Genomic DNA, 19,778 nt, shown 5'->3' on the forward strand with positions numbered 1-19,778 from the left:
GTGAGCGTGCGCGTACTGCTCGTCGACGACGACCCGCTGGTCCGCACCGGACTGTCGATGATCCTGGGCAGCACCCCGGACCTGCAGGTGGTCGCGGAGGCCGGCGACGGTGACGAAGCGGTCCAGCAGGTCGCCCGGCACGCACCGGACGTGGTGATCATGGACATCCGCATGCGCCGCATGAACGGCCTGGTGGCCACGGCCGCGGTCCTGGCCCAGCCCCGGCCCCCGAAGGTCCTGATCCTGACGACGTTCGACCTGGACGAGTACGTGTTCGAGGCTTTGGCGGCGGGGGCGAGCGGATTCCTGTTGAAGGAGGGTTCCCCGCAGGAGATCATCGAAGGCGTCCGCGTGGTGGCGAACGGCGACGCGATGTTGTCCCCCCGGATGACGAAGCAGCTGATCGGCGAGTTCGTGGCGGCGCGGGCGAACCCACGGCGGGCGCGGGCTCAGGCGAAGCTCGGGTTGTTGAGTGAGCGGGAGCGGGAGATCGTCACGGCTGTTGCTCAGGGGAAGCCGAACGCTTCGATCGCCGGGGAGTTGTTTTTGAGCGAGGCGACGGTGAAGACGCACATCACGCGGGCGTTCGCGAAGCTGGACGTGTCGAATCGGGTGCAGTTGACGATTTTCGCTTATGAAGCGGCGCTTGTGACGCCGTGAGGTCCCGCTGGGTTCGCCGTGGCTTGTTGGTCGTGGTTCCGGTTGCGCTCCTGGTGGCGCTGCGGCTCGGCTGGTTGAGCTGGCTGGTCGCGGACGGAGGCCCGGTCCGCAAGACGCTCGAAGCGCTGAGCTGGATCGCGGCGCTCGTCGCGGTGGGCTTTTCCGTCTTCGAACTGCGGAGGCAGCGTCCGGAACCGGTGGTCTCGCGCAGTGTTTACGTGGGCCGGGCGTTGCACCTCGACGGCGACCGGCTGCCTCGCGTGGCCGATGTGTCGCTGTTGGCGCTGAGGGTGAAGCGGGCGGTGGGCACATCCGACGGCCAGGCCCTCCCCCGCTACGTGCCCCGCGACCGCGACGAGGACCTGGAGTGGGCGATCGCCGGCGGCGGTCTCGTGCTGTTGCACGGCCGCGCAGCCGCGGGCAAGAGCCGAGCGGCGGCCGAGGCCGTGCGGCGGTTGCGTCCCGATCACGAACTGCTCGTTCCCGTCGACGGCCCCGCGTTGCGGAGGATCGTCGAGTCCGGGCAACAGCTCTCCGACACCGTCGTGTGGCTCGACGACCTCGAACGTTTCCTCGTGCCGGGTGGCCTCGACGTCGGCCTGCTCCAGCAGCTGGCTCCCCCGGGTTCGCCGGTGTGCGTGGTCGCCACGATCCGCGACAACGAACTCGCGGCGTTCCGCACGACGGAGGGCGCGATCAACCAGGCGGGGACGGACCTGATCACGGCCATACCGCCGAGCCACCTGATCGTGATCAAGCAGCACCTGACGGAGGCCGAGCAGGAGCGCGCGAGGGTCGCGCAGGCGAGTGACCCGCGAGTCGGCCGCGCACTCGCGGCCCCCGAGGGATTCGCCGAGTATTTGGCGGCGGGAACGTCGATGCTGGAGCGGTGGTCGATCGGCGACAACCCGCTGTTCCATGTCGGCCAGGCGCTGATCAGCGCGGCGGTCGACTGCCGACGGGCGGGGTACGCCGACGCCGTGCCGGGCGCCACCCTGGCCGAGCTGCATCGACCGTACCTGCCTGCGCCGTGGTGCGATCGTCCCGACCTGCCGCCGGTCGCGGAAGGTCTGGCTTGGGCGGCGCGGCCGGTGCTGGGTGCCAGTTCGTGCCTGCAACCGCGCACCGGCGGCACCTATCTCGTGTCCGACTACCTGGTGGACCTGGCCCAGGAGGGCACCAGCCCCCTGGCCGGCGCCCCGATCCCGGACGGCACGTGGGAAGTGCTGTTCCGGCTCTGCTCCGACCAGAGCGTCGTAGCGCTCGGCTTCGGCGCTTACCGGGCCGACCGGTTCGAGGTGGCGGAGAAGTGTTTCCGGCGCGCCTGCGAAGCCGGAGATGGGTCGGCCCTGGGCCTGGTGGCCATCGCCATCGGCAAGCTGGGCCGCTTGGCCGAGGTCAGGAAGATATTCGAGGACGCAGCGCGGTCCGGCGACCGGGCGACCATGCTCCGCGCCGCCTTGTCGCTTTCCTTCAACGACTGGTTCGACGACATGCTGGACCTGGGCCGGAGGAATGCCGAAGCCGGCAACCGGTACGCCTTCCTCTCCCTGGCCAACTGCCTGGTCAACAGCCGACGCTGGGACGATCTCCAGCAGCTTGCCCTCTACACCATCGACCACAACCTGCCGGACATGGTCAGCGCAGTGATGGCTTCGATCACGAAGCACATCGACGAAGATCGGCTTGTGCAATTGGCCTGCCACGCGGTCGACAGCCACAACGAGGATGTCATCATCTCGACCCTCGTCAACGTGAACCCGGATTCTGCCCTGACTTCGAGGCTGCTTCAGCACGCGATGCGTAGCGGCAACACCAGCGATGAGGCGGCCATTCTCGCGTGGCTCGCGCACGACAAGAGATTCGGCGAAATCGCTGAATTCACCAAGACTGCCCTGCTCGCCGACGAGGAGGACATGGTTCTCACCGCCATTGTGCCGCTCGCAAAGCAGGAAGGCATGAGCGAGTTGATGACGCTGGCCAGAGAAGCGATCGACTCCGATGACGTGGACAGCCTCCAGGGCTTCGCCGTCGGCATCAAGTCCGAGGGCAGGAGAGACCGCCTCGAGGAACTGCTCCAGTACTCCGAAGAGGTCGCCAGTGTCGGTTCACGTGAGTTCCTGAACATGATCATCGCCCTCGACAATGCGTCCAGCGGCAACGAGGAACCGGGCGAACAGCCGTAGCCCGGCAGCACGCCGACGGGCGTTTCCGGTCACTTCGACCCCGTCGGCGCAGTCGCCACCGCCGACTCGCCGAACCTGATGCCCTTCGCCTCCTTCCCCACCGCCGTCAGCACCGCCACCGCGACCAACCCCGGCACCACCGTCCACACCAGAGCCGACGTGTACCCGTGGGACTCCGCGATCGCCTGCTGGATCGGCAGGTTCAACGCCGCCAGCAGGTTGCCCAGCTGGTACGTCACCCCCGGGTAGAAGCCGCGGATCGCGTCCGGGGACATCTCCGTCAGGTGGGCCGGGATCACGCCCCATGCCCCCTGGACCATGATCTGCATCAGGAACGATCCCAGGGCCAGCATTCCCGCGCCGTGGTCGAAGGCGAAGATCGGGATCACCGGGAGGCCCAGTACCGCCGCCGTCACGATCGTGCGGCGGCGGCCCAGCTTCTCCGACAGCGTTCCGAACGTCAGGCCGCCGATGATCGCTCCGATGTTGTACAGCACGGCGATCCACGTGCTCGTCGAAGCGCTCAGGCCCGCGCCGCCGTTTTCGTGGGCCTTCAGGAAGCTCGGGTAGACGTCCTGCGTTCCGTGGCTCATCCAGTTGAACGCCGTCATCAGCAGGATCAGGTACCCGAAGCGGCGGATCACCTTCGGGTTCAGCAGGATGTCCTTGACCGACGTGCGCGTCACCCGCAGCTTCTCGCGCGTCTCCTGCCACACCTCCGACTCGCGGACGCGCGCCCTGATCAGCAGGGTGATCAACGCCGGGAAGATGCTCAGCACGAAGATCCAGCGCCACTGCAGGCCGAGGGCCGAGTGGAACAACAGGTACGCCAGGGCCGCCAGCAGGTACCCGATCGAATACCCCACCTGCAACAACCCCGAGAAGAACCCGCGGCGGGCCACCGGGATCTTCTCCATCGCCAGCGCCGCGCCGAGGCCCCACTCGCCGCCCATGCCGATGCCGTAGACGAACCGCAGCAGGAGCAGCACCGTGTAGTTCGGGGCGAACGCGCACAGCAGGCCGGCCGCCGAGTACAGCAGGACGTCGGCCATCAGCGGGATGCGGCGGCCCACCCGGTCGGCCCACAGGCCGAACAGGAGCGCGCCGACCGGGCGCATCACCAGCGTCGCCGTCGTGATGAACGCCAGCTGCGTCGCCGTCGCGCCGAACGACTTGTCCTTCGCGATGTCCGCCAGGACGAAGACGACCAGGAAGTAGTCGAACGAGTCCATGCTCCAGCCCAGCAGCGCCGCGAGGAACGCGTTGCGCTGGTCGGATGTAGGCGCTTTCCGGCCCGGCTGTCGTTCCGTCACGTTCGCCCCGTTCCGTCGGTTTCCCACCGGAATACCTCTGGCCCGGTTTAGCACCCACCACCCCGGGCGGGCAAGAGCCTCAGAGCGAGACGCGGGTGCGGACCCGGCGCCCGACGTCCCGGGCCCAGGCCTTGATCCGGTCCCAGTCGCGGAAGTCGCCGGCCCGCCTGCCGGAGGCCAGCAGCCGCGGGATCAGGCCGCGCACGGTCGACGGGTCGAGCTTGCCGCCGAACGTGGCGGTGCGCTCCGCGTCGATGCGCGCGGCCAGCAGCGCCACGTTGGACGGCAGGCTGACCTGGTGCGTGGCGGCGCCGGGACCGCACGGTCCGCTGTGGAACAGCCACACCGGGCGCTCGGCGAGCGCCCGGGCGTTGCGCTCCAGCAGCCGGACCGCCTCCGGCCGCCACCGGTGGTAGTACAGGGCGCTGCCGACGACGACCGCCGCGTAGTCCTCGACCCCGGCCACGTCGGCGGCGTCGCGCACGTCGACGGACAGGCCCGCCGCGCCGAGTTCGGCGGCGATCACCTCGGCGATCTGCCGGGTTCCGCCGTGACGCCCGGCGTAGGCGACGAGGACTGCGGTCATGGGTCCATTGTCGGCCTTTCCGCGCTCCTCTGCCCCGTGGGTTGCGCACGATCCGCCGAACGGGCGCTCCCACGCTACTCTCCGTCCCTCACCCCGGCGGCAGGAACGCGGGGCGCTCCGCGGGGTCGGGCTCGTCGTAGTAGCGGTGGAAAACCGCGGTCTGCCCGCCCGAAACCGGGGGCACGATCCAGCTCCAGTCGGCCGGGCACCGGCGGCCGGCCCGTTCCTCTCGTTCGAGGTGGGACAGGAACCGGTGCGACTCGGTGTGGTGGTCGGCCAGCGTGACGCCGGCCGCGTCGAACGAGTGCTGCACCGCCAGCGTCAGCTCCACGAGCGCCCGGTCGCGCCACAGCGTGCGCTCGGACGTCGTTTCCAGGCCCATCAGCTCGGCGATGACCGGCAGCAGGTCGTAGCGCTGCTCGTCGGCCAGGTTGCGGGCACCGATCTCGGTGCCGAGGTACCAGCCGTTGAACGGCGCGGCGGGGTAGGTGACGCCGCCGATCTCCAGCGGCATGTTGCTGATCGCCGGCACGGCGTGCCAGCGCAGCCCCAGCCCCGCGAACCAGCGGTGGTCGGGGTGGGTCAGCGGCACCTCCAGGACGGCGTCCGGGGGGAGGGTGAACAGCCGCGGCTCGCCCGGCTCGGCCTCGACCAGCAGGGGCAGGACGTCGAAGGACCCGCGTCGCTCGGGTGGCCGCCAGCCGAGTCTTCGCACCTGTTCGGTGAACCCGGTGTACCGCGGGTCGCCGAGGACCGATCCGTCTTCGAGGCGGTACCCGGCGTAGCGGATCAGCTGCTCGTTGTGGATGCGCGGCCCCGGCGCGGCCGGGGTGTCCGGCGCGAAGACGGTGACCGTCGGGCGGATCCGGCCGCCCCGGGTGGCCTGGCGCAGGTGCGCGACACATTCGCCGGCGATCGCCGCCGGGTCGGTGACCCGGCGCCGGTCCCGGATCCGGAGACTGCGCCAGTACAGCCGGCCGATGCAGCGCGCCGAGTTGCGCCACGCGACGCGCGCGCCGTACGCCAGCTCGGCCGCGGTGTGCCGGTAGGTGCCGGTTTCCATGATTTCCGCGCGGACCTCGGCGAGCCGGGTCTCGAACCGGTCCCCCTCTTCCGCGGCGCCTTCGGCGAACATCCGGTCCAGGAATTCTTCGGCGGCCGCGGAATCGACGCTCTGCTCCCCCGAGACACGCTGAGGGTAAAGCGGCAGCGGGGGCGTCACCCGCTCGGGTGTAACAGTCACCGCGTTACCCCACTCTCCGAAATCACGATCTGCATCCCGACGAAAAGGTCCACCGTTCCTCCGAAGGTCGCCGTCGACACTGACGGCCGGAAGTCCCCACCGCCCTGGGGACTCCGGCCAGGCGGGGGAGGATACCCCACGTTTCGCGGCCCGCACTCCGCCGGTCGGGACCGCCGTCCCGACCGTCCCGGAATTCCCTTCCCGCCAGGGAAGTTCCGGAAAAAATAACTGCTACCAAGCGTTATCCGGACATGGCACTGCGCATTTTCCGTCAATTGATCACGACGGCTTACGAAACACGCGTGATCCTTTCCCGCGCGGCCGCCTGCGTCTTTTCGTGGGCATTCGACGAACGGCCTTCACCGGGGGCGGCCGCCCGTGTACGCGCGCCCGCGTTAGAGTCGCGGTGATCGGCAGAGGAGGGACGATTCGTGAGCACCAAGCGCATCCCCGTGGTCCTCGTCGCCGGGTTCCTCGGCGCGGGCAAGACGACGCTGCTCAACCACCTGCTCGCCAACCGGGAGGGCGCCCGGGTCGGCGTCGTGGTCAACGACTTCGGGCAGGTGAACGTCGACGCGCTCGCCGTCGCGGGCCAGGTCGACACGATGGTCTCGCTCGGCAACGGCTGCCTCTGCTGCGTTGTCGACGCCAGCGGGCTGGACGCGATGCTCGCGAAGCTGTCCGACGCGGAAGCCGGGATCGACGTCATCGTCGTCGAAGCCAGCGGCATCGCCGAGCCGCGCGACCTCATCCGGCTGATGATCGCCAGCGAGAACCCCGACATCCGCTACGGCGGGCTGGCCGAGGTCGTCGACGCCGCCGAGTTCGACGCCGCCCGCGAACGCCACCCCGAGCTGGCCGACCACCTGCGGCTGGCCGACCTCGTGGTCCTGAACAAGGCCGACCGGGTGGGCGCCGAGGCGCTCGCGAAGCTCACCGCGACCGTCGAAGAGCTCGCGCCCGGCCGTCCGCTGCTGGTCACCGAGCACGGCCGCGTCGACCCCCGGCTGTTCTTCGATCCCGAACCCCGCGGCGAGCGGGTGGGCCAGCTGACGTTCGACGACCTGCGCGAGGAGCACGACCACTCGCAGCACCTGCACGCCGAGTACCAGACGGTCACGTTCACCGCGGACGAGCCGCTGGCGCCGCGCGCCTTCGTCGGGTTCCTCGAGCGGCGGCCGGCCGGGCTCTACCGGATGAAGGGCCAGGCCGACTTCGGCCCCACCGGCCCGAAGTCGCGGTTCCACCTGCACACCGTGGGCGGGTTCGTGCAGCTCGAGCGGTCGGCCTGGCCACCGGGCGCACCCCGGCGGACCGAGCTGGTGCTGATCGGCGCCGGCCTCGACACCGGCGCCGTCCTCGCCAACCTGGACGGCTGCCTGGCCGACGACCCGGACACCGTCGACGAGCGCGGCCTGCTGCACATCCTCCGCTACCTGCCCGACGAGGCCTGAGCCCCGCCGCCACGCCGAAGACCGGCAAATGCGCTCGGGGCCCGGGCGGCCCGCGGACACTGGCGGCCATGACGACCACCGCGGTGAGCGCACCACGCTGGTACCTGGTCGGCGTGCTGCCCGAAGACGTCCCCCTGGCCCACCTGATGACCCGCTCCGGCGACCTCCGCTACCGCCGCTCGGCCTGCGGTGAGCGGGAATCCCGCAGCTGGAAGCCCCTGGACCTGACCACGTCCGAGATCACGCCGTGCCCGGCGTGCGTCGCGACGCTGTCCGGCATCGGCGAGGACCGCGGCCAGCTGGCCCTCGACCTGCCGGTTTAGAGCAGGGTCCGCGCGAGCCGCTTCGCCGTGCGGAACGGCTGCGCGTTCTGGGCCACCACCGACGTGACCGCGGCGCCCTCCAGCAGGAGCATCAGCTCGTCGGCGAGGACGTCGGCACGCTGCGGTTCGGCGCGCTGAAGCTGCGCCCGCAGGTAGCCGTGCAGCGCGGTCTTGTGGTGGCGGACCACTTCGCGGACCGGGTCGGCGGGATCGGGGAACTCCGAGGTCGCGTTGAGGAAGGCGCAGCCGCGGTAGCCGTCGGCCGAGAGCCAGGCTTCGTAGGCGTCGAACACCGCCAGCACCCGTTCCCGCGGACCGGCGTGCGCGATGGTGATCGCGTCGATCTCCTCCTGCCACCGCCGGTCGCGGTCCCGCAGGTACGCGACGACGAGCCGGCTCTTGGACCCGAAGTTGCCGTAGAGGGCCGCCTTCGTCACCCCGGCCTCGGCCGCCACCGTGTCGACGCCCACCGCGTGGATGCCGTCGCGGTAGAAGAGCGCCGACGCGGCCTTGAGCACCTTCGCACCCGCGTCGCCTGGACGAGTCCGGCCCACCGCGCTTCCCCTTCGAACAGATCGGTATGGGTATCTACCTGGCCTGATCGTAGCACTGCTTGACACCAGACAGACCTGTCTGTTTGGTGGAGGTAATGGTGACGCGGACGAAGACGGACAGCTGGCAGGCCACAGCGGTGGGCGGCGCGGTCGTGATCGCCCTCTGCTACGGGTTCGCGCGCTACGCCTACGGGCCGTTCGTGCCGCGGTTCAGCGAGACGTTCGGGCTGACGCCGGTCGGCGTCGGCGTGCTCGGCGGGCTGTCCACGGCCGGGTACGGCCTCGGGCTGCTGCTCGCGCCGAGGACGTCCGCGCGGTCGGCGCGCGGCACCGTACTGCTGGCGGCGGGGTCGGCGACGCTCGGCCTGGGGTTGATGGCCCTCGCGCCGCACGTCACGGTGTTCGGCGCCGGGATCGTCGTCGCCGGGGCCGGCGCGGGCCTCGTTTCGCCCGGCGTCGCCCAGCTGATCGGCGAGACGGTCGCGGAGCGCACCCGCGCCCGGGCGCAGACCTGGGCCAACACCGGCACCGGCCTCGGGCTGGCCGCGTCGGCGTTCACTCCCCTGCTCGCGCTCGGCTGGCCGGTGATCTGGTCGGGGTTCGCCGCCCTCGGCGTGCTGGTGACGTGGATCGCCTGGCGGACGTTGCCGCGACCGGCCGGGCCCGCGGACGAACCTGATTCCGGGCCGGTCCGTGGGGCGGTACCGCTCGTGGTGAACTCGGTCCTCATCGGCGTGACGAGCGCGCCGTACTGGACGTTCTCCCCTTCCCGGCTCGCCGAAGCCGGCCTGAGCCCGGTGGCCGCGACCTGGTGCTGGGCCACGATCGGCGTGGCCGGGCTGCTCGGCGGCGCGGCCGGGCGGGCGGCCGAGCGCGCGGGCCTGCGGACGGTCAACCTCGTGACGTGGACCCTCTCCGCGGCCGGCCTCGCCCTCCTCGCGCTGCCCCACCCCGGCGTGCCCGTCGCGCTGCTGTCCGGGGCGCTGTTCGGCGTCACCTACCTGGCGCTGACCGGCCTGTGCATCCTCTGGGCCGCGCGAGTGTTCCCCACGCGGCCGGCGCGGGGCATCACGTGGTCGTTCGCCGGGCTCGGCGTGGGCCAGACCGTGGCGTCACCACTGGCCGGCGCGCTGGCCAGTGGGCTCGGGTCGGCGACGGTGTTCGGGCTGACCGCCCTGCTCGCGCTCACCGCGTGGAGCCAGCTGCACCCCCGCCTCGGGCCACCGTGATCACGCCTTCTTCGCGCGGCTCGGCGCGACCCGTGGCGGCTCGTTGGGCATCTTCGGGTACACCGGCGGCCACGGCGCGTCCATCAGCCCGTTCGCCATGTCCTGTTCGGACATCGCCAGCAGCGGCTCGATCGACTGCGGCCGCTCCCCCGCCCCGGCCCACGGATCGCCGCCCTCGGCGAGCCGCGCCGGCACCGTGCTCAGGGTGAGCCCGGCCGGCTCGACGGTGTCCAGCTCGTCCCAGCCGATCGGGGTGGACACCTGGCCGCCGACGCGCGGCCGCACGCACCAGGCCCCGAACACCGTCTTGTGCGGGGCGTTCTGGTTGAAGTCGACGAACACGCGCGAGCCGCGTTCTTCCTTCCACCACTGCGCGGTGATCTTCTCCGGGTGCCGGCGTTCGAGCGCGCGCGCCAGGGCGACCGCGGCGGCCCGCACCTGGAAGCCGTCCCAGCGCGGCTCGAGCAGCACGTACAGGTGCAGCCCGCGCGAACCCGACGTCTTCAGGTGGCCTTCGATGCCGTGCTCGGCCAGGAACTCCCGGGTCAGCACCGCGGCCTCGCGCAGCTCGTCGAAGCCGATCCCGGGCGAGGGGTCGAGGTCGACGCGCAGCTCGTCGGTGACCTCGGGGGTGTCCGCGCGGTACGGCCAGACGTGGAAGCCGAGGCAGCCGAGATTCACCGCCCACAGGATGTGCGCCAGGTCCTTCGCCACCAGCGCGTCGCTCGTCGTGCCGTTCGGCGTCGAGACGACCGTGGTGGTCAGCCACGGCGGCGCGCCCTTGGGCACGCGTTTCTGGTACCAGTTCTTGCCGCCGGCGCCATCCGGATAGCGTTCGAGCAGCAGCGGACGGCCGCCGAGCCGCTCCAGCAGGGGCCCGGCGACGGCCCGGTAGTACTCGACCAGGTCGAGCTTCGTCTCCCCGCGTTCCGGGAAGTAGACCTTGTCCGGACTGCTGATCTTGACCTCGACGCCGTCGACGTCGAGCAGGACCGCCCCGCTCACCGCGCCTCCCCGAACAGTTTCGCGAGCTCGGCGGGCGGCGCCTCGTCGAGCTGGGCGTACGTGCACGACTCCGGTGTGCGGTCGGGCCGGAACCGGACCAGCCGCCCGCCGTGCCGGAACCGGCCACCCTGCAGGTGCTCGTAGCGGACCTCCGCCACCCACTCCGGGCGCAGCGGCTCCCACGAGAGGTCCTTCTGCGGGGCCCACCGGCTGTTCACGCCCGGTTGCCGCCCCGGTTCGGGCTCGTATTCGGCCCAGGACCGCCACGGGTGGTTCTCGAGCGCGTTCTCCCGCAGCGGCGCCAGCTCCTCGACCAGCTCGGCCCGCCGCGCCTTGGTGAAGCTGCTGGCCACGCCGACGTGGTGCAGCACGCCGTCGTCGTCGAACAGCCCGAGCAGCAGCGAGCCGACGCCGGCGCCGTCCTTGTGCCAGCGGAAGCCGGTGACGACGCAGTCGGCCGTGCGCTCGTGCTTGACCTTCAGCATGACCCGCTTGTCCTGCTCGTACGGCAGGTCGGCCGGCTTGGCCATGACGCCGTCGAAGCCCGCGCCCTCGAACCGGGTGAACCAGTCCTCGGCCTGCGCCGGGTCCTCGCTCAGCGGGGTCAGGTGGACGCGCTGCAGCCCTTCGGCGCTCGTGGCGAGCACGCTTTCGAGCTGTTTTCGCCGCTCGCGGAACGGTTCCTCGGTGAGGTCGGTGTCACCCAGGGCGAGCAGGTCGAAGGCGATGAAGCTGGCGGGGGTCTCCTCGGCGAGCTTGCGCACGCGCGAGGCCGCCGGGTGCAGCCGCAGCTGCAGCGTCTCGAAGTCCAGCCCGGACGGGGTGACCAGCACGATCTCGCCGTCCACGACGCAGCGGGGCGGCAACGCGGCGGCCAGCAGCTCCACCAGCTCCGGGAAGTAGCGGGTCAGCGGGCGGTCGTTGCGGGAGCCGAGCTCGATCTCGTCGCCGTCGCGGAACACGACGCAGCGGAAGCCGTCCCACTTGGGCTCGTAGAGCAGCCCCGGGGCACGAGGTACTTCGTGCACCGCTTTCGCGAGCATCGGCCGCACCGGCGGCATGACGGGCAAGTCCACGGCGCGAGCTTAAAACACGGGTACGACAATTCCGGGAGAACGACCCAGCCGGGCGTGATACACACTCCCTCGTGACCACCGAACGCCCCGCACCGCCCCTGACCGGGGGCGAGCGCGAAATGCTGCGTACCTTCCTCGACTTCCACCGCGCCACCCTCGCGATGAAGTGCGACGGACTGTCCGACGAGGACCTCCGCCGGGCCTCGAGCCCGCCGTCGACGTTGTCCCTGCTGGGCCTGGTCCGGCACATGGCCGAGGTCGAGCGCACCTGGTTCCGGCGGGTGATCGGCGCCGAAGACGTCCCGCTCGTGTGGTCGGCCGAGGGCGACTACCAGGCCGCCTACGACGCGAGCTCGTCGACGCGCTCGGAAGCCTTCGCGGCGTGGGAGGCCGAGGTCGGGCAATCGCGCAAGATCGAAGAAGCGGCCGAGTCCCTGGACGTCACGGGCCACCAGCCGCGCTGGGGCGAGGACGTCTCGCTGCGGCTGGTGATGCTGCACATGATCCACGAATACGCCCGCCACAACGGCCACGCCGACTTCCTGCGGGAAGCCATCGACGGCGTCACGGGCGCCTGATGGACGTGCTCGCCTGGTTGCGCGACGCCGACCCGGCCCTGCGCTGGCAGGTCGAGCGCGACCTGGCGGGCGAGCCGCCGGCCGTCTGGGAGGCGACGCGGGCGCGGATCGCCACCGAAGGGTTCGGCGCCCGGCTGCTGGCCCTGCAGGACGCCGACGGCCAGTGGGCGGGCGGCGCGTTCTTCCCCGCGGGCTTCCGCGGCGACGAACCCCAGCCGTGGACGGCCACGACGTGGTCGCTGAACGCCCTGCGCGAATGGGGGCTCGACGCCGCCGCCCTGCGGGGGACGGCCGGACTGCTCGACCGGCACTGCCGCTGGGAGTACCACGACCTGCCGTACTGGGGCGGCGAGGTCGACTGCTGCATCAACGCCTGGACGCTGGCCAACGGGGTGTGGCTCGGCGCGGACGTCGCCGGCATCGCGGACTGGTTCGCCGGGCACCGGCTGCCCGACGGCGGCTGGAACTGCGAATGGGTCGAGGGCTCGACGCGCTCGTCCGTCCACTCGACACTGAACTCGCTCAAGGGCCTCCTCGCCTGGGAAACGGCCACCGGCGGCTCGCCCGCCACCCGCGCCGCCCGCCGCGGCGGCGAGGAGTACCTGCTGGAGCGCCACCTCCTGCGGCGGCTCTCGACCGGCGAGCCGATCGTGCCGGGGGTGGGCGAGTTCTCCGCCCCGGTCCGCTGGCGGTTCACGGCGCTGAACGCGGCCGAGTACTTCCGCGCGGCCGACCGGCCCGACCCGCGCCTGGCGGAGGCCATCGAGCTGATCCGCGCGGCGCGGCAACCGGACGGCAGGTGGCTCCAGGCGAGGGACGACCCCGGCCGCGTGTGGTTCGAGGTCGACGTCCCGGCCGGGCAGCCGTCGAAGTGGCTGACGCTGTCCGCCACCCGCGTCCTGAACTGGTGGGACGCCCGCTAGAGCTCCGCCAGCACCAGCCCGCTGCGCGGCTTCGGCGTGAAGTAGGTGGCCTTGCGCGGCATCCGGCGGCCGGCCGCGTGCACGGCCAGGACGTCGGCGTAGCTCACCGGGGCCAGCAGGACCACCGCGTCCGCGTCCGGGGGCAGCGGGCGCCCGGCCGGGAGCGGGCGGACGCACGGGCCGTCGGGGTCGATGCCGAGCGCGCGGGCGAACAGGACCTGCTCGACGAGCTCGTGGTCGATCACCGGCCCGGGCCCGGCCGGGGCCGGCAGCGGCACCCGCAGCACGGCCGGACCGGCGCGCACGACGGCCTCGCCGGTGACCGGTACGGCGTGCTCGTCGTAGCGGACGTCCAGGCCGGCCGCGCACCAGCGCGACACCAGGTCTTCCGGGCCGAGGCCGGTGCCGGTGAGGACGCGGTGGATCGCGCCGATCTTCAGCGCGGGCCCGGCCGTGACCAGGGCCAGCAGCGCGCTGTGCCCGGCGGCCGCGGCGGCGGCCACGCGGTGGTTGCCGTCGGCGACCAGCAGGTCCGCGTCCGCGACCGCGGCCAGCAGCCGGCTCTGCAGCGGCCCGGCGGGCACCAGCCACAGGTCGTGGCGACGGCCCGCCGCGTCCGAAGTGGACAGATCGGGCAGCCCGAGCCCGGCGCACGCCTGCTCGACCTGCTCGGTCAGCGCCCGGCCGCCGGCCGCCGGGACGAGCAGGGCCGCGCTGGTCGCGCAGCCCAGCCCGGCGAGGACGGCGGCCCGTTCGGCGACGACGTCGGGGTAGACGTCCTCGGTGTGGCGCACGCGCGCGGCGCCGTCGTCGGTCACCGCCGCCGGGTCGACCAGGCAGAGCAGGCCGAGGGCCACGCCGTCCGGCCCTTCCACGCGGTAGGGCGCGACGATGTCGTGCACCGGCCGGTAGAACCGCCGGCGCAGCCGTTCGAGCACGGCGCGGGCGACCGGGACGGCGGCCGCCAGGTCGAGGCCGCGGGCCAGGGCCGCGGGCGTGCGGGCGGGGTGCTGCACGGCCAGCAGGCTGTCCGCGGCACCGGGCGCGGCCAGCGCGGCGACCACGCGGTCGGGCTCGGCGAACTCGTCGACGTCGGGGCCGGGGACCGCGTCGCGGACCACCCAGCCCCGCCTGATCGGCCGGATCCAGTCGCTCATCCTGCCCATCTTCCGGCACCGGAGGCGGAAATTCGCTGGGACCGGCGCCGCCGGGCTGGAATGCTTAGGACTGCAAAGCAGTTGACTCCGGTCATGACGGTCCCGAGGAGCACCCCGCCGATGACGACGTCCGCCACCGCGAGAGGGGTCGGTTTCCGGTCGGACCGCGGCCCGGTCCTGATCGCGGTCATGCTCAGCACGGCGCTGGTCGCGCTGGACAGCACGATCATCGCGACCGCGGTGCCGTCGGTGGTGCAGGACCTGGGCGGGTTCGCGCAGTTCCCGTGGCTGTTCTCGATCTACCTGCTCACCCAGGCCGTGACGGTGCCGCTCTACGGCAAGTTCGCCGACGTCCTCGGCCGCCGCCCGGTGATGTTCTTCGGCATCGCGGCGTTCCTGGTCGGCTCGGTGCTGTGCGGAGCCGCGTGGAGCATGCCGGTGCTGATCGCGGCCCGCGCGGTGCAGGGCATCGGCGCGGGTGCGATCCAGCCGATGTCGATGACGGTGATCGGCGACCTCTACACGGTGGAGGAGCGCGCGCGGGTGCAGGGTTACGTGGCCAGCGTGTGGGGCGCGGCCTCGGTGGTCGGCCCGACGCTCGGCGGCCTGTTCGCCGAGTACCTGGACTGGCGCTGGATCTTCTTCATCAACCTGCCGCTGGGCGCGATCGCGGCGCTGATGCTGCACCGCAACTTCAGCGAACGCGTGGAGCGCAAGCCGCACAAGGTCGACTACCTGGGCGCGGCCCTGCTGACGATCGGCTGTTCCCTGGTGATCCTCGGCCTCCTCGAAGGCGGCGTGGCGTGGGCGTGGGGTTCGGTGCCGAGCGTGGCGATCTTCGTGGCGGGCGCGGCGCTGCTGGTGGCGTTCGTGCTGGTGGAGAAGCGCGCGGCGGAGCCGGTGCTGCCACTGTGGGTGTTCACCCGCCGCGTCCTGGTGGGCGGCAACCTGGTGGCGCTGGTGGTGGGCGCGGTCCTGATGGGCCTGACGTCGTACCTGCCGACGTATGCACAGGGGGTGCTGGGCGCGGGAGCGCTGGTGGCGGGCTTCGCGGTGGCGGCGCTGACGGTGGGCTGGCCGATTTCGGCGTCATTGGCGGGCAAGATCTATTTGCGCATAGGTTTCCGCGACACGGCGTTGATCGGCAGCGTGTTCATCATCCTGGGCGGGGTGCTGGTGGCTCTGCTCGGCGCGGGTTCGTCGCTGTGGGCGGCGGCGTTCGCGGCGTTCGTGCTCGGGGTGGGGCTGGGGTTGGCGGCGAGCCCGACGTTGGTGGCGATCCAGTCGGTGGTGGGCTGGGACCGGCGCGGAGTGGTGACGGCGACGAACTTGTTCAGCCGGTCGCTGGGGAGCGCGGTGGGGGCGGCTGTGTTCGGGGCGATCGCGAACGCGACGTTGGCTTCGCGGTTCGCTTCGCCGCCTGCGGGGGTGGGTCCGCTGCCGCCTTCGGTGGATGCGACGAGCCTGGTGCTGGGCGGGCACGCGGACTCGCCTGCTGCGGTGTACGTGCGGGGTGCGCTGGCGGATGCGACGCACTATGTGTTTCTGGGGTTGTTGGCGGTGGCCGTTCTGTCCGTGGGGGCGTTGTTGCTGATGCCGCGGAAGACCGAGCAGCTGGAGTTCTGAGCGCTGGCCACGGAGAACTGGGCGACCCGGATCGGCGCGTCCGTCCTCGTCCTCGCCCCGCACGTCGTGGCGCTCACCAGGCTCGAAGACCTCGTCCGCCTCATCGAGACCGACCACCGGACGCAACGGGTCTACGCCGTTCCGGACGACGGGGAGGACCGGCCCGACACCGCCGAACGCATCCGCGCCCGCGGCGAGGTGCTCCTGTCGATGCGGCAAGCCCGCCGGGACACCCACGGGCTGGTGCTCGCCGCGAGTTCCCGCGGTCTCGGGGACGTGCGGGGCCCGGCGCTCATGGTCGCCCACGGTGGCGGCCTCGGGCAGTACCGCCCCTGGCGCACGGCCACGGACGACGGCCTCGTCACCGGCCTCCACCCCGAGCAGCTGGTGCGGGACGGCCGGGTCCGGCCCGACCGGATCGCGCTCGCCCACGAACGCGAGCGGGACCTCCTCGCCCGGTTCTGCCCGGAGGCCGTCCCGCACGCCGTCGTCACCGGGGACATCGCCTTCGACCGGCTCGTCGCCACCGGGCAACACCGGGACCGGCACCGGCGTGCCCTCGGCGTCACCGACGACCGCGAAATCCTGCTGGTCACCTCGACCTGGTCGCCCCGGTCGGGGTTCGGCAGCAATCCCGAGCTCTTCCGGCAGGTCGTGGCCGCCGCGCCGCGCGACCGGTTCCGGGTCGTCGCCTCCCTGCACCCGCAGATCTGGTCGCAACACGGCACCGGCCAGGTGCTCGGCTGGCTCTCCGAAGGCGTCGAAGGCGGGCTCGCCGTGCTGGCTCCGCACACCGACTGGCGCGGCGCGGTCGCCGCCGCCGACCACGTGCTGGCCGACTACACGTCGGTCGGCACCTTCGCGGCCGGCCTCGGCACCCCCGTCCTGCGGATCCCGCACGGACCGCAGCCGATGCTGGCGGGCAGCCCCTCCGCCGTCCTGGCCGAGCGCGCCCCGCTGTGGGACGTCACGCGCCCCCTCCTCCCCCAGCTCGATGCGGCGGCCGGCGCGCAGAGCCGCGGCCTCGGTGCCCGCATCGCCGGCCTGCTGACCTCTCGGCCGGGGGAAGCCGCGACGATCCTGCGGAAGGTGATGTACGAACTGCTCGGCCTGAGCGAACCTTCGCGAACCGCCCCGCTCTCTCCGGCGCCGGTGCCGGAGATCGTGTCCCGGTCGTGCCGGTGACGCACCCCGTCCGTCAGAATCGGGTGGCCACGGCCGCGATCAGGAAGGCTCCACCGTGCTCGCCGAACTCCCGCCGTACCGTGCTCTGCTCGTTGTCGACACCAAGGGGTTCGGCAGCAACGCCGATGCTGTCCAGGCCACCGTTTCCGAGGCCATTCCGGATGTGCTCGGCCTCGCTTTCGAACGTGCCGGGCTCGGTGAGGTCTGGGAAACCGCCCTCTTCCCGCACGGCACCGGTGACGGTTACGGCCTCGGCTTCGACCCGCGGTTCCTGCCCGCCGTCGTCAGCCGGTTCTTCGATGAGCTGCAGGTCGTGCTGGCTGCGCGGGATGCGCGGTTGCGGGCCGGGGGGCGGTCCGTGCGGTTGCGGATGCGGGCCAGCCTGAACGTCGGGCCCGTGCTCGAACCGGCTCCGGGCACCAGTTCGGCCGCCGCGGTCGGGAGTGCCGTCATCACCACTCACCGGCTGCTCGATGCCGGCCCGGTGCGGGCCGTGCTGGAGCGGTCGGATCCGGACCAGACCTTCCTCGCCGTCGCGTTGTCGCAGCGGGTCTTCGAAGACGTGCTCGCCAGCGAATACGCCACCCTCCCGGCGACGAAGGTGGTGCCGGCGGACGTCTCGGTCAAGGAGTACCGCGGGACCGTCTACCTCTACATCCCGAACCCCAGCGGGGACCTGCTGCGGTACGGGGCCGGCGACTACGCCGAAGAGCTGGCCGCGGCCAAGGCGGCGATCGAACCGGTGCCGGAGCCGGCCGGCACCCACAACGTCATCCACGACATGCACGGCGGGACCGCGATCCAGGTCGGCCACGTGCACGGCAACCTCAACCACGGCTAGTTCTGCAACGGCACCAGTTCCGCCTGGAACCGCTCCAGGAAGCCCGCGAAATCGCCGTGCGACGGGCGGATGACGAACTTCGACAGCCCGGCCTCGATGTGCTGCTCCACCAGCCGCCGGGCCTCGGGCCAGCTCGTCGCGACCAGGTCCGTCAGCGGCACGCCGGGGCTGCGGCGGGCCGCGATCGCCGCGAGCTCGTCCGGGACGCCGCGGTCGGCCACCGCCAGGCTGAGGCCGAAGTGGTCCTCTTCGATCTCGCGGCCCGCGTCCGCAGCGGCTTCCTGGATGGCGATGCGGGCCGCCCGCGCCTGGGCGGGCGTGTGGAAGCTGCCCAGCCAGCCGTCCGCGAGCCGGCCCGTCCGGCGCAGAGCCGCCGGGGCCGAGCCGCCCAGCCAGACGTCGAGGCGCTTGGCCGGGCGCGGGCCGAGGCGGACGCCGTCGACGTCGAAGAACTCGCCGTGGAAGGACACTTCGTCCTCTTCGAGCAGCCGCCGCAGCAGCACGAGCGACTCGTCGAACACCGCGGCGCGGCGGCCCGGCGGCACCGGGAACAGGTCGTTTTCCGCGGCGCGGGCCGGGCGCAGCCCGAACACCGGCAGGACCCGCTTGGGCGCGAGGCCGGCCAGGGTGAGCAGCTGCTTGGCCACCAGGACGGGGTGGCGGCCCGGCAGGATCGCCACGCCGGTGCCGACCTTGAGCTTCGACGTCCGGGCCAGCGCGTGCGCCATGCCGATCATCGGGTCGACCTCGGGTGAGTAGACCAGCTCGGACAGCCACAGCGAGTCGACGCCGGCCTCCTCCAGCCGCTGCGCGAGGCCGCCGAACTCGGCCGGCCCGGTGCCCGCCGCGGGGGCGACACCCAACCTGATCTTCACCACGGTTCCTCCCGGAAGGCTCTCTCCGGGAGCAACGCGCCGGGCGGCCGGGAATTCCTCAGGCCGTCGCGGCGATGACGCGGCTCAGGACGCGGTGCAGGGCTTCCAGCTCCGCCACCTCCATACCGAGCGTCTCCACCACCTTGTACGGGATCTTCTCCGCCTCCGCCCGCAACGCCCGGCCGGGCGCGGTCAGCTCGACCGTCAGCCGGCGCTCGTCCGCGCGGCTGCGGCTGCGCGTGACGTACCCGAGCGCCTCCAGGCGCTTGAGCAGCGGTGACAGCGTCGCCGGCTCGTGACGCAGGGCCTCGCCGAGCTCCTTCACCGAACGGGGCGACTGCTCCCACAGGGCCAGCATCACCAGGTACTGCGGGTGGGTCAGGCCGTGCGGTTCGAGCAGCGGCCGGTAGATCGCGATCACGCTGCGCGAAGCCACCGACAGCGCGAAGCACACCTGCCGGTCCAGCTTCAGGGGGTCCTCACCCAGGTCGATCATGTCCCGATCCTACTGTGTCGCCGCTAATAGTTAGTGCACTAAGTATTAGTGTACTATCACTGTCATGGAACGACCGAGTGTGCTCCGCTGGTTCGGTTACGCCGTGGGCGTCCGGCTTCCCGAGCGCTTCAACGACTGGGCGCTGCACGACGCGACGTCGAAGCACTGGCGGGCGCGGTTCGTGCTCCAGCGGTCGATCGGCATCGTGCCGCTGTGCGCCGTGTGGCTGCTGCTGCCCGGTTCGATCTGGCTGCGGCTTTCGCTGGTCCTCATGGCCGCGCTCGTCGCGTACTTCTACTCGTGCGCGTACATGGAGGAGAGCGTCGAGCACCGGCTCGGCCGGCAGGGCTTCCCGCACCACACCGGCCGCCGCCTCCGCGCCGAGGCCGCGGAGGCGAAGAACGCCGAGGCGACCGCCCGGTACCTCGCGCGCTACCGGACGCCGTCGGAGGGTTAGCTACAGTCGGG

Annotated in this window: 20 protein-coding genes; 11 read left to right on the plus strand and 9 right to left on the minus strand. The window is 71.9% G+C overall.

Translation table 11 applies throughout. The features are described 5' to 3' along the window. A complete protein-coding gene (locus ABZW17_RS21635; RefSeq protein ID WP_354816767.1) occupies positions 1 to 660 on the plus strand; it encodes a response regulator transcription factor in 660 nt (219 codons plus the stop codon). 32 nt (positions 661 to 692) lie between these two features. Beyond that, positions 693 to 2,846, plus strand: a complete 2,154-nt coding sequence (locus tag ABZW17_RS21640; RefSeq protein ID WP_354816770.1) for a hypothetical protein — start codon at positions 693 to 695, stop codon at positions 2,844 to 2,846. A 29-nt stretch (positions 2,847 to 2,875) separates the two neighbouring features. On the opposite strand, the gene ABZW17_RS21645 is transcribed toward ABZW17_RS21640, so the two are convergent. The 3 genes from ABZW17_RS21645 to ABZW17_RS21655 all read right to left on the minus strand — a co-directional run bounded on the left by ABZW17_RS21645 (position 2,876) and on the right by ABZW17_RS21655 (position 5,967). Beyond that, positions 2,876 to 4,159 carry an MFS transporter gene (locus ABZW17_RS21645; RefSeq protein WP_354816773.1) on the minus strand — a complete coding sequence of 428 codons (1,284 nt, stop codon included), beginning with the start codon at positions 4,157 to 4,159 and terminating at the stop codon, positions 2,876 to 2,878. 79 nt (positions 4,160 to 4,238) lie between these two features. Then, complete coding sequence (locus ABZW17_RS21650; protein ID WP_354816776.1) at positions 4,239 to 4,745, minus strand: flavodoxin domain-containing protein; 507 nt, start codon at positions 4,743 to 4,745, stop codon at positions 4,239 to 4,241. Between the two features lie 88 nt (positions 4,746 to 4,833). Further along, complete coding sequence (locus tag ABZW17_RS21655) at positions 4,834 to 5,967, minus strand: nitric oxide synthase oxygenase (protein WP_354816779.1); 1,134 nt, start codon at positions 5,965 to 5,967, stop codon at positions 4,834 to 4,836. A gap of 452 nt (positions 5,968 to 6,419) precedes the next feature. Here ABZW17_RS21655 and ABZW17_RS21660 point away from each other — a divergent pair, with 452 nt between their 5' ends. Then, positions 6,420 to 7,442 (plus strand): GTP-binding protein, encoded by a 1,023-nt coding sequence (locus ABZW17_RS21660; protein ID WP_354816782.1) that lies wholly within the window; start codon positions 6,420 to 6,422, stop codon positions 7,440 to 7,442. Positions 7,443 to 7,510: 68 nt separating this feature from the next. Beyond that, positions 7,511 to 7,765, plus strand: a complete 255-nt coding sequence (locus ABZW17_RS21665) for a hypothetical protein (RefSeq protein WP_354816785.1) — start codon at positions 7,511 to 7,513, stop codon at positions 7,763 to 7,765. Here ABZW17_RS21665 and ABZW17_RS21670 read toward each other — a convergent pair. Then, on the minus strand, positions 7,762 to 8,319 hold the full coding sequence (locus tag ABZW17_RS21670; protein WP_354816788.1) for a TetR family transcriptional regulator: 558 nt from the start codon (positions 8,317 to 8,319) through the stop codon (positions 7,762 to 7,764). The two genes, ABZW17_RS21665 and ABZW17_RS21670, sit on opposite strands and share 4 nt — an antisense overlap. Positions 8,320 to 8,414: 95 nt before the next feature. Between ABZW17_RS21670 and ABZW17_RS21675 the strand changes: the two genes are divergently transcribed. Continuing rightward, on the plus strand, positions 8,415 to 9,548 hold the full coding sequence (locus ABZW17_RS21675) for an MFS transporter (RefSeq protein ID WP_354816790.1): 1,134 nt from the start codon (positions 8,415 to 8,417) through the stop codon (positions 9,546 to 9,548). Here ABZW17_RS21675 and ligD read toward each other — a convergent pair whose 3' ends face one another. Further along, entirely contained in the window at positions 9,549 to 10,553 is a 1,005-nt protein-coding gene (gene ligD, locus ABZW17_RS21680) for a non-homologous end-joining DNA ligase (RefSeq protein WP_354816793.1), read from the minus strand. It abuts the gene before it with no gap. Beyond that, a complete protein-coding gene (locus ABZW17_RS21685; protein WP_354816796.1) occupies positions 10,550 to 11,629 on the minus strand; it encodes an ATP-dependent DNA ligase in 1,080 nt (359 codons plus the stop codon). Before ABZW17_RS21685 ends, ligD begins: the two co-directional genes overlap by 4 nt. A gap of 71 nt (positions 11,630 to 11,700) precedes the next feature. Here ABZW17_RS21685 and ABZW17_RS21690 point away from each other — a divergent pair, with 71 nt between their 5' ends. Continuing rightward, positions 11,701 to 12,207 (plus strand): DinB family protein, encoded by a 507-nt coding sequence (locus ABZW17_RS21690; RefSeq protein ID WP_354816799.1) that lies wholly within the window; start codon positions 11,701 to 11,703, stop codon positions 12,205 to 12,207. Beyond that, entirely contained in the window at positions 12,207 to 13,130 is a 924-nt protein-coding gene (locus tag ABZW17_RS21695) for a squalene cyclase (RefSeq protein WP_354816802.1), read from the plus strand. Before ABZW17_RS21690 ends, ABZW17_RS21695 begins: the two co-directional genes overlap by 1 nt. On the opposite strand, the gene ABZW17_RS21700 is transcribed toward ABZW17_RS21695, so the two are convergent. Next, positions 13,127 to 14,287: a DUF1015 family protein gene (locus ABZW17_RS21700; RefSeq protein ID WP_354816805.1), complete on the minus strand. Its 1,161-nt coding sequence runs from the start codon at positions 14,285 to 14,287 to the stop codon at positions 13,127 to 13,129. The two genes, ABZW17_RS21695 and ABZW17_RS21700, sit on opposite strands and share 4 nt — an antisense overlap. Positions 14,288 to 14,407: 120 nt before the next feature. On the opposite strand from ABZW17_RS21700, the gene ABZW17_RS21705 reads away from it, so the two are divergent. The 3 genes from ABZW17_RS21705 to ABZW17_RS21715 all read left to right on the plus strand — a co-directional run bounded on the left by ABZW17_RS21705 (position 14,408) and on the right by ABZW17_RS21715 (position 17,939). Continuing rightward, positions 14,408 to 15,913: an MDR family MFS transporter gene (locus ABZW17_RS21705; RefSeq protein ID WP_354816881.1), complete on the plus strand. Its 1,506-nt coding sequence runs from the start codon at positions 14,408 to 14,410 to the stop codon at positions 15,911 to 15,913. A 66-nt stretch (positions 15,914 to 15,979) separates the two neighbouring features. Beyond that, positions 15,980 to 17,098 (plus strand): hypothetical protein, encoded by a 1,119-nt coding sequence (locus tag ABZW17_RS21710; protein ID WP_354816808.1) that lies wholly within the window; start codon positions 15,980 to 15,982, stop codon positions 17,096 to 17,098. Positions 17,099 to 17,153: 55 nt separating this feature from the next. Continuing rightward, positions 17,154 to 17,939, plus strand: coding sequence for a hypothetical protein (locus ABZW17_RS21715; protein WP_354816811.1), 786 nt, complete (start codon positions 17,154 to 17,156; stop codon positions 17,937 to 17,939). Here ABZW17_RS21715 and ABZW17_RS21720 read toward each other — a convergent pair. Further along, positions 17,936 to 18,817: a TIGR03854 family LLM class F420-dependent oxidoreductase gene (locus tag ABZW17_RS21720; RefSeq protein WP_354816814.1), complete on the minus strand. Its 882-nt coding sequence runs from the start codon at positions 18,815 to 18,817 to the stop codon at positions 17,936 to 17,938. The genes ABZW17_RS21715 and ABZW17_RS21720 overlap by 4 nt on opposite strands. A gap of 55 nt (positions 18,818 to 18,872) precedes the next feature. Further along, complete coding sequence (locus ABZW17_RS21725) at positions 18,873 to 19,310, minus strand: MarR family transcriptional regulator (protein ID WP_354816817.1); 438 nt, start codon at positions 19,308 to 19,310, stop codon at positions 18,873 to 18,875. A 79-nt stretch (positions 19,311 to 19,389) separates the two neighbouring features. Between ABZW17_RS21725 and ABZW17_RS21730 the strand changes: the two genes are divergently transcribed. Then, entirely contained in the window at positions 19,390 to 19,767 is a 378-nt protein-coding gene (locus ABZW17_RS21730) for a DUF5313 domain-containing protein (protein ID WP_354816884.1), read from the plus strand. Positions 19,768 to 19,778: the final 11 nt, after the last annotated feature.

This window comes from Amycolatopsis sp. NPDC004625, assembly GCF_040609695.1.
GTDB lineage: Bacteria > Actinomycetota > Actinomycetes > Mycobacteriales > Pseudonocardiaceae > Amycolatopsis.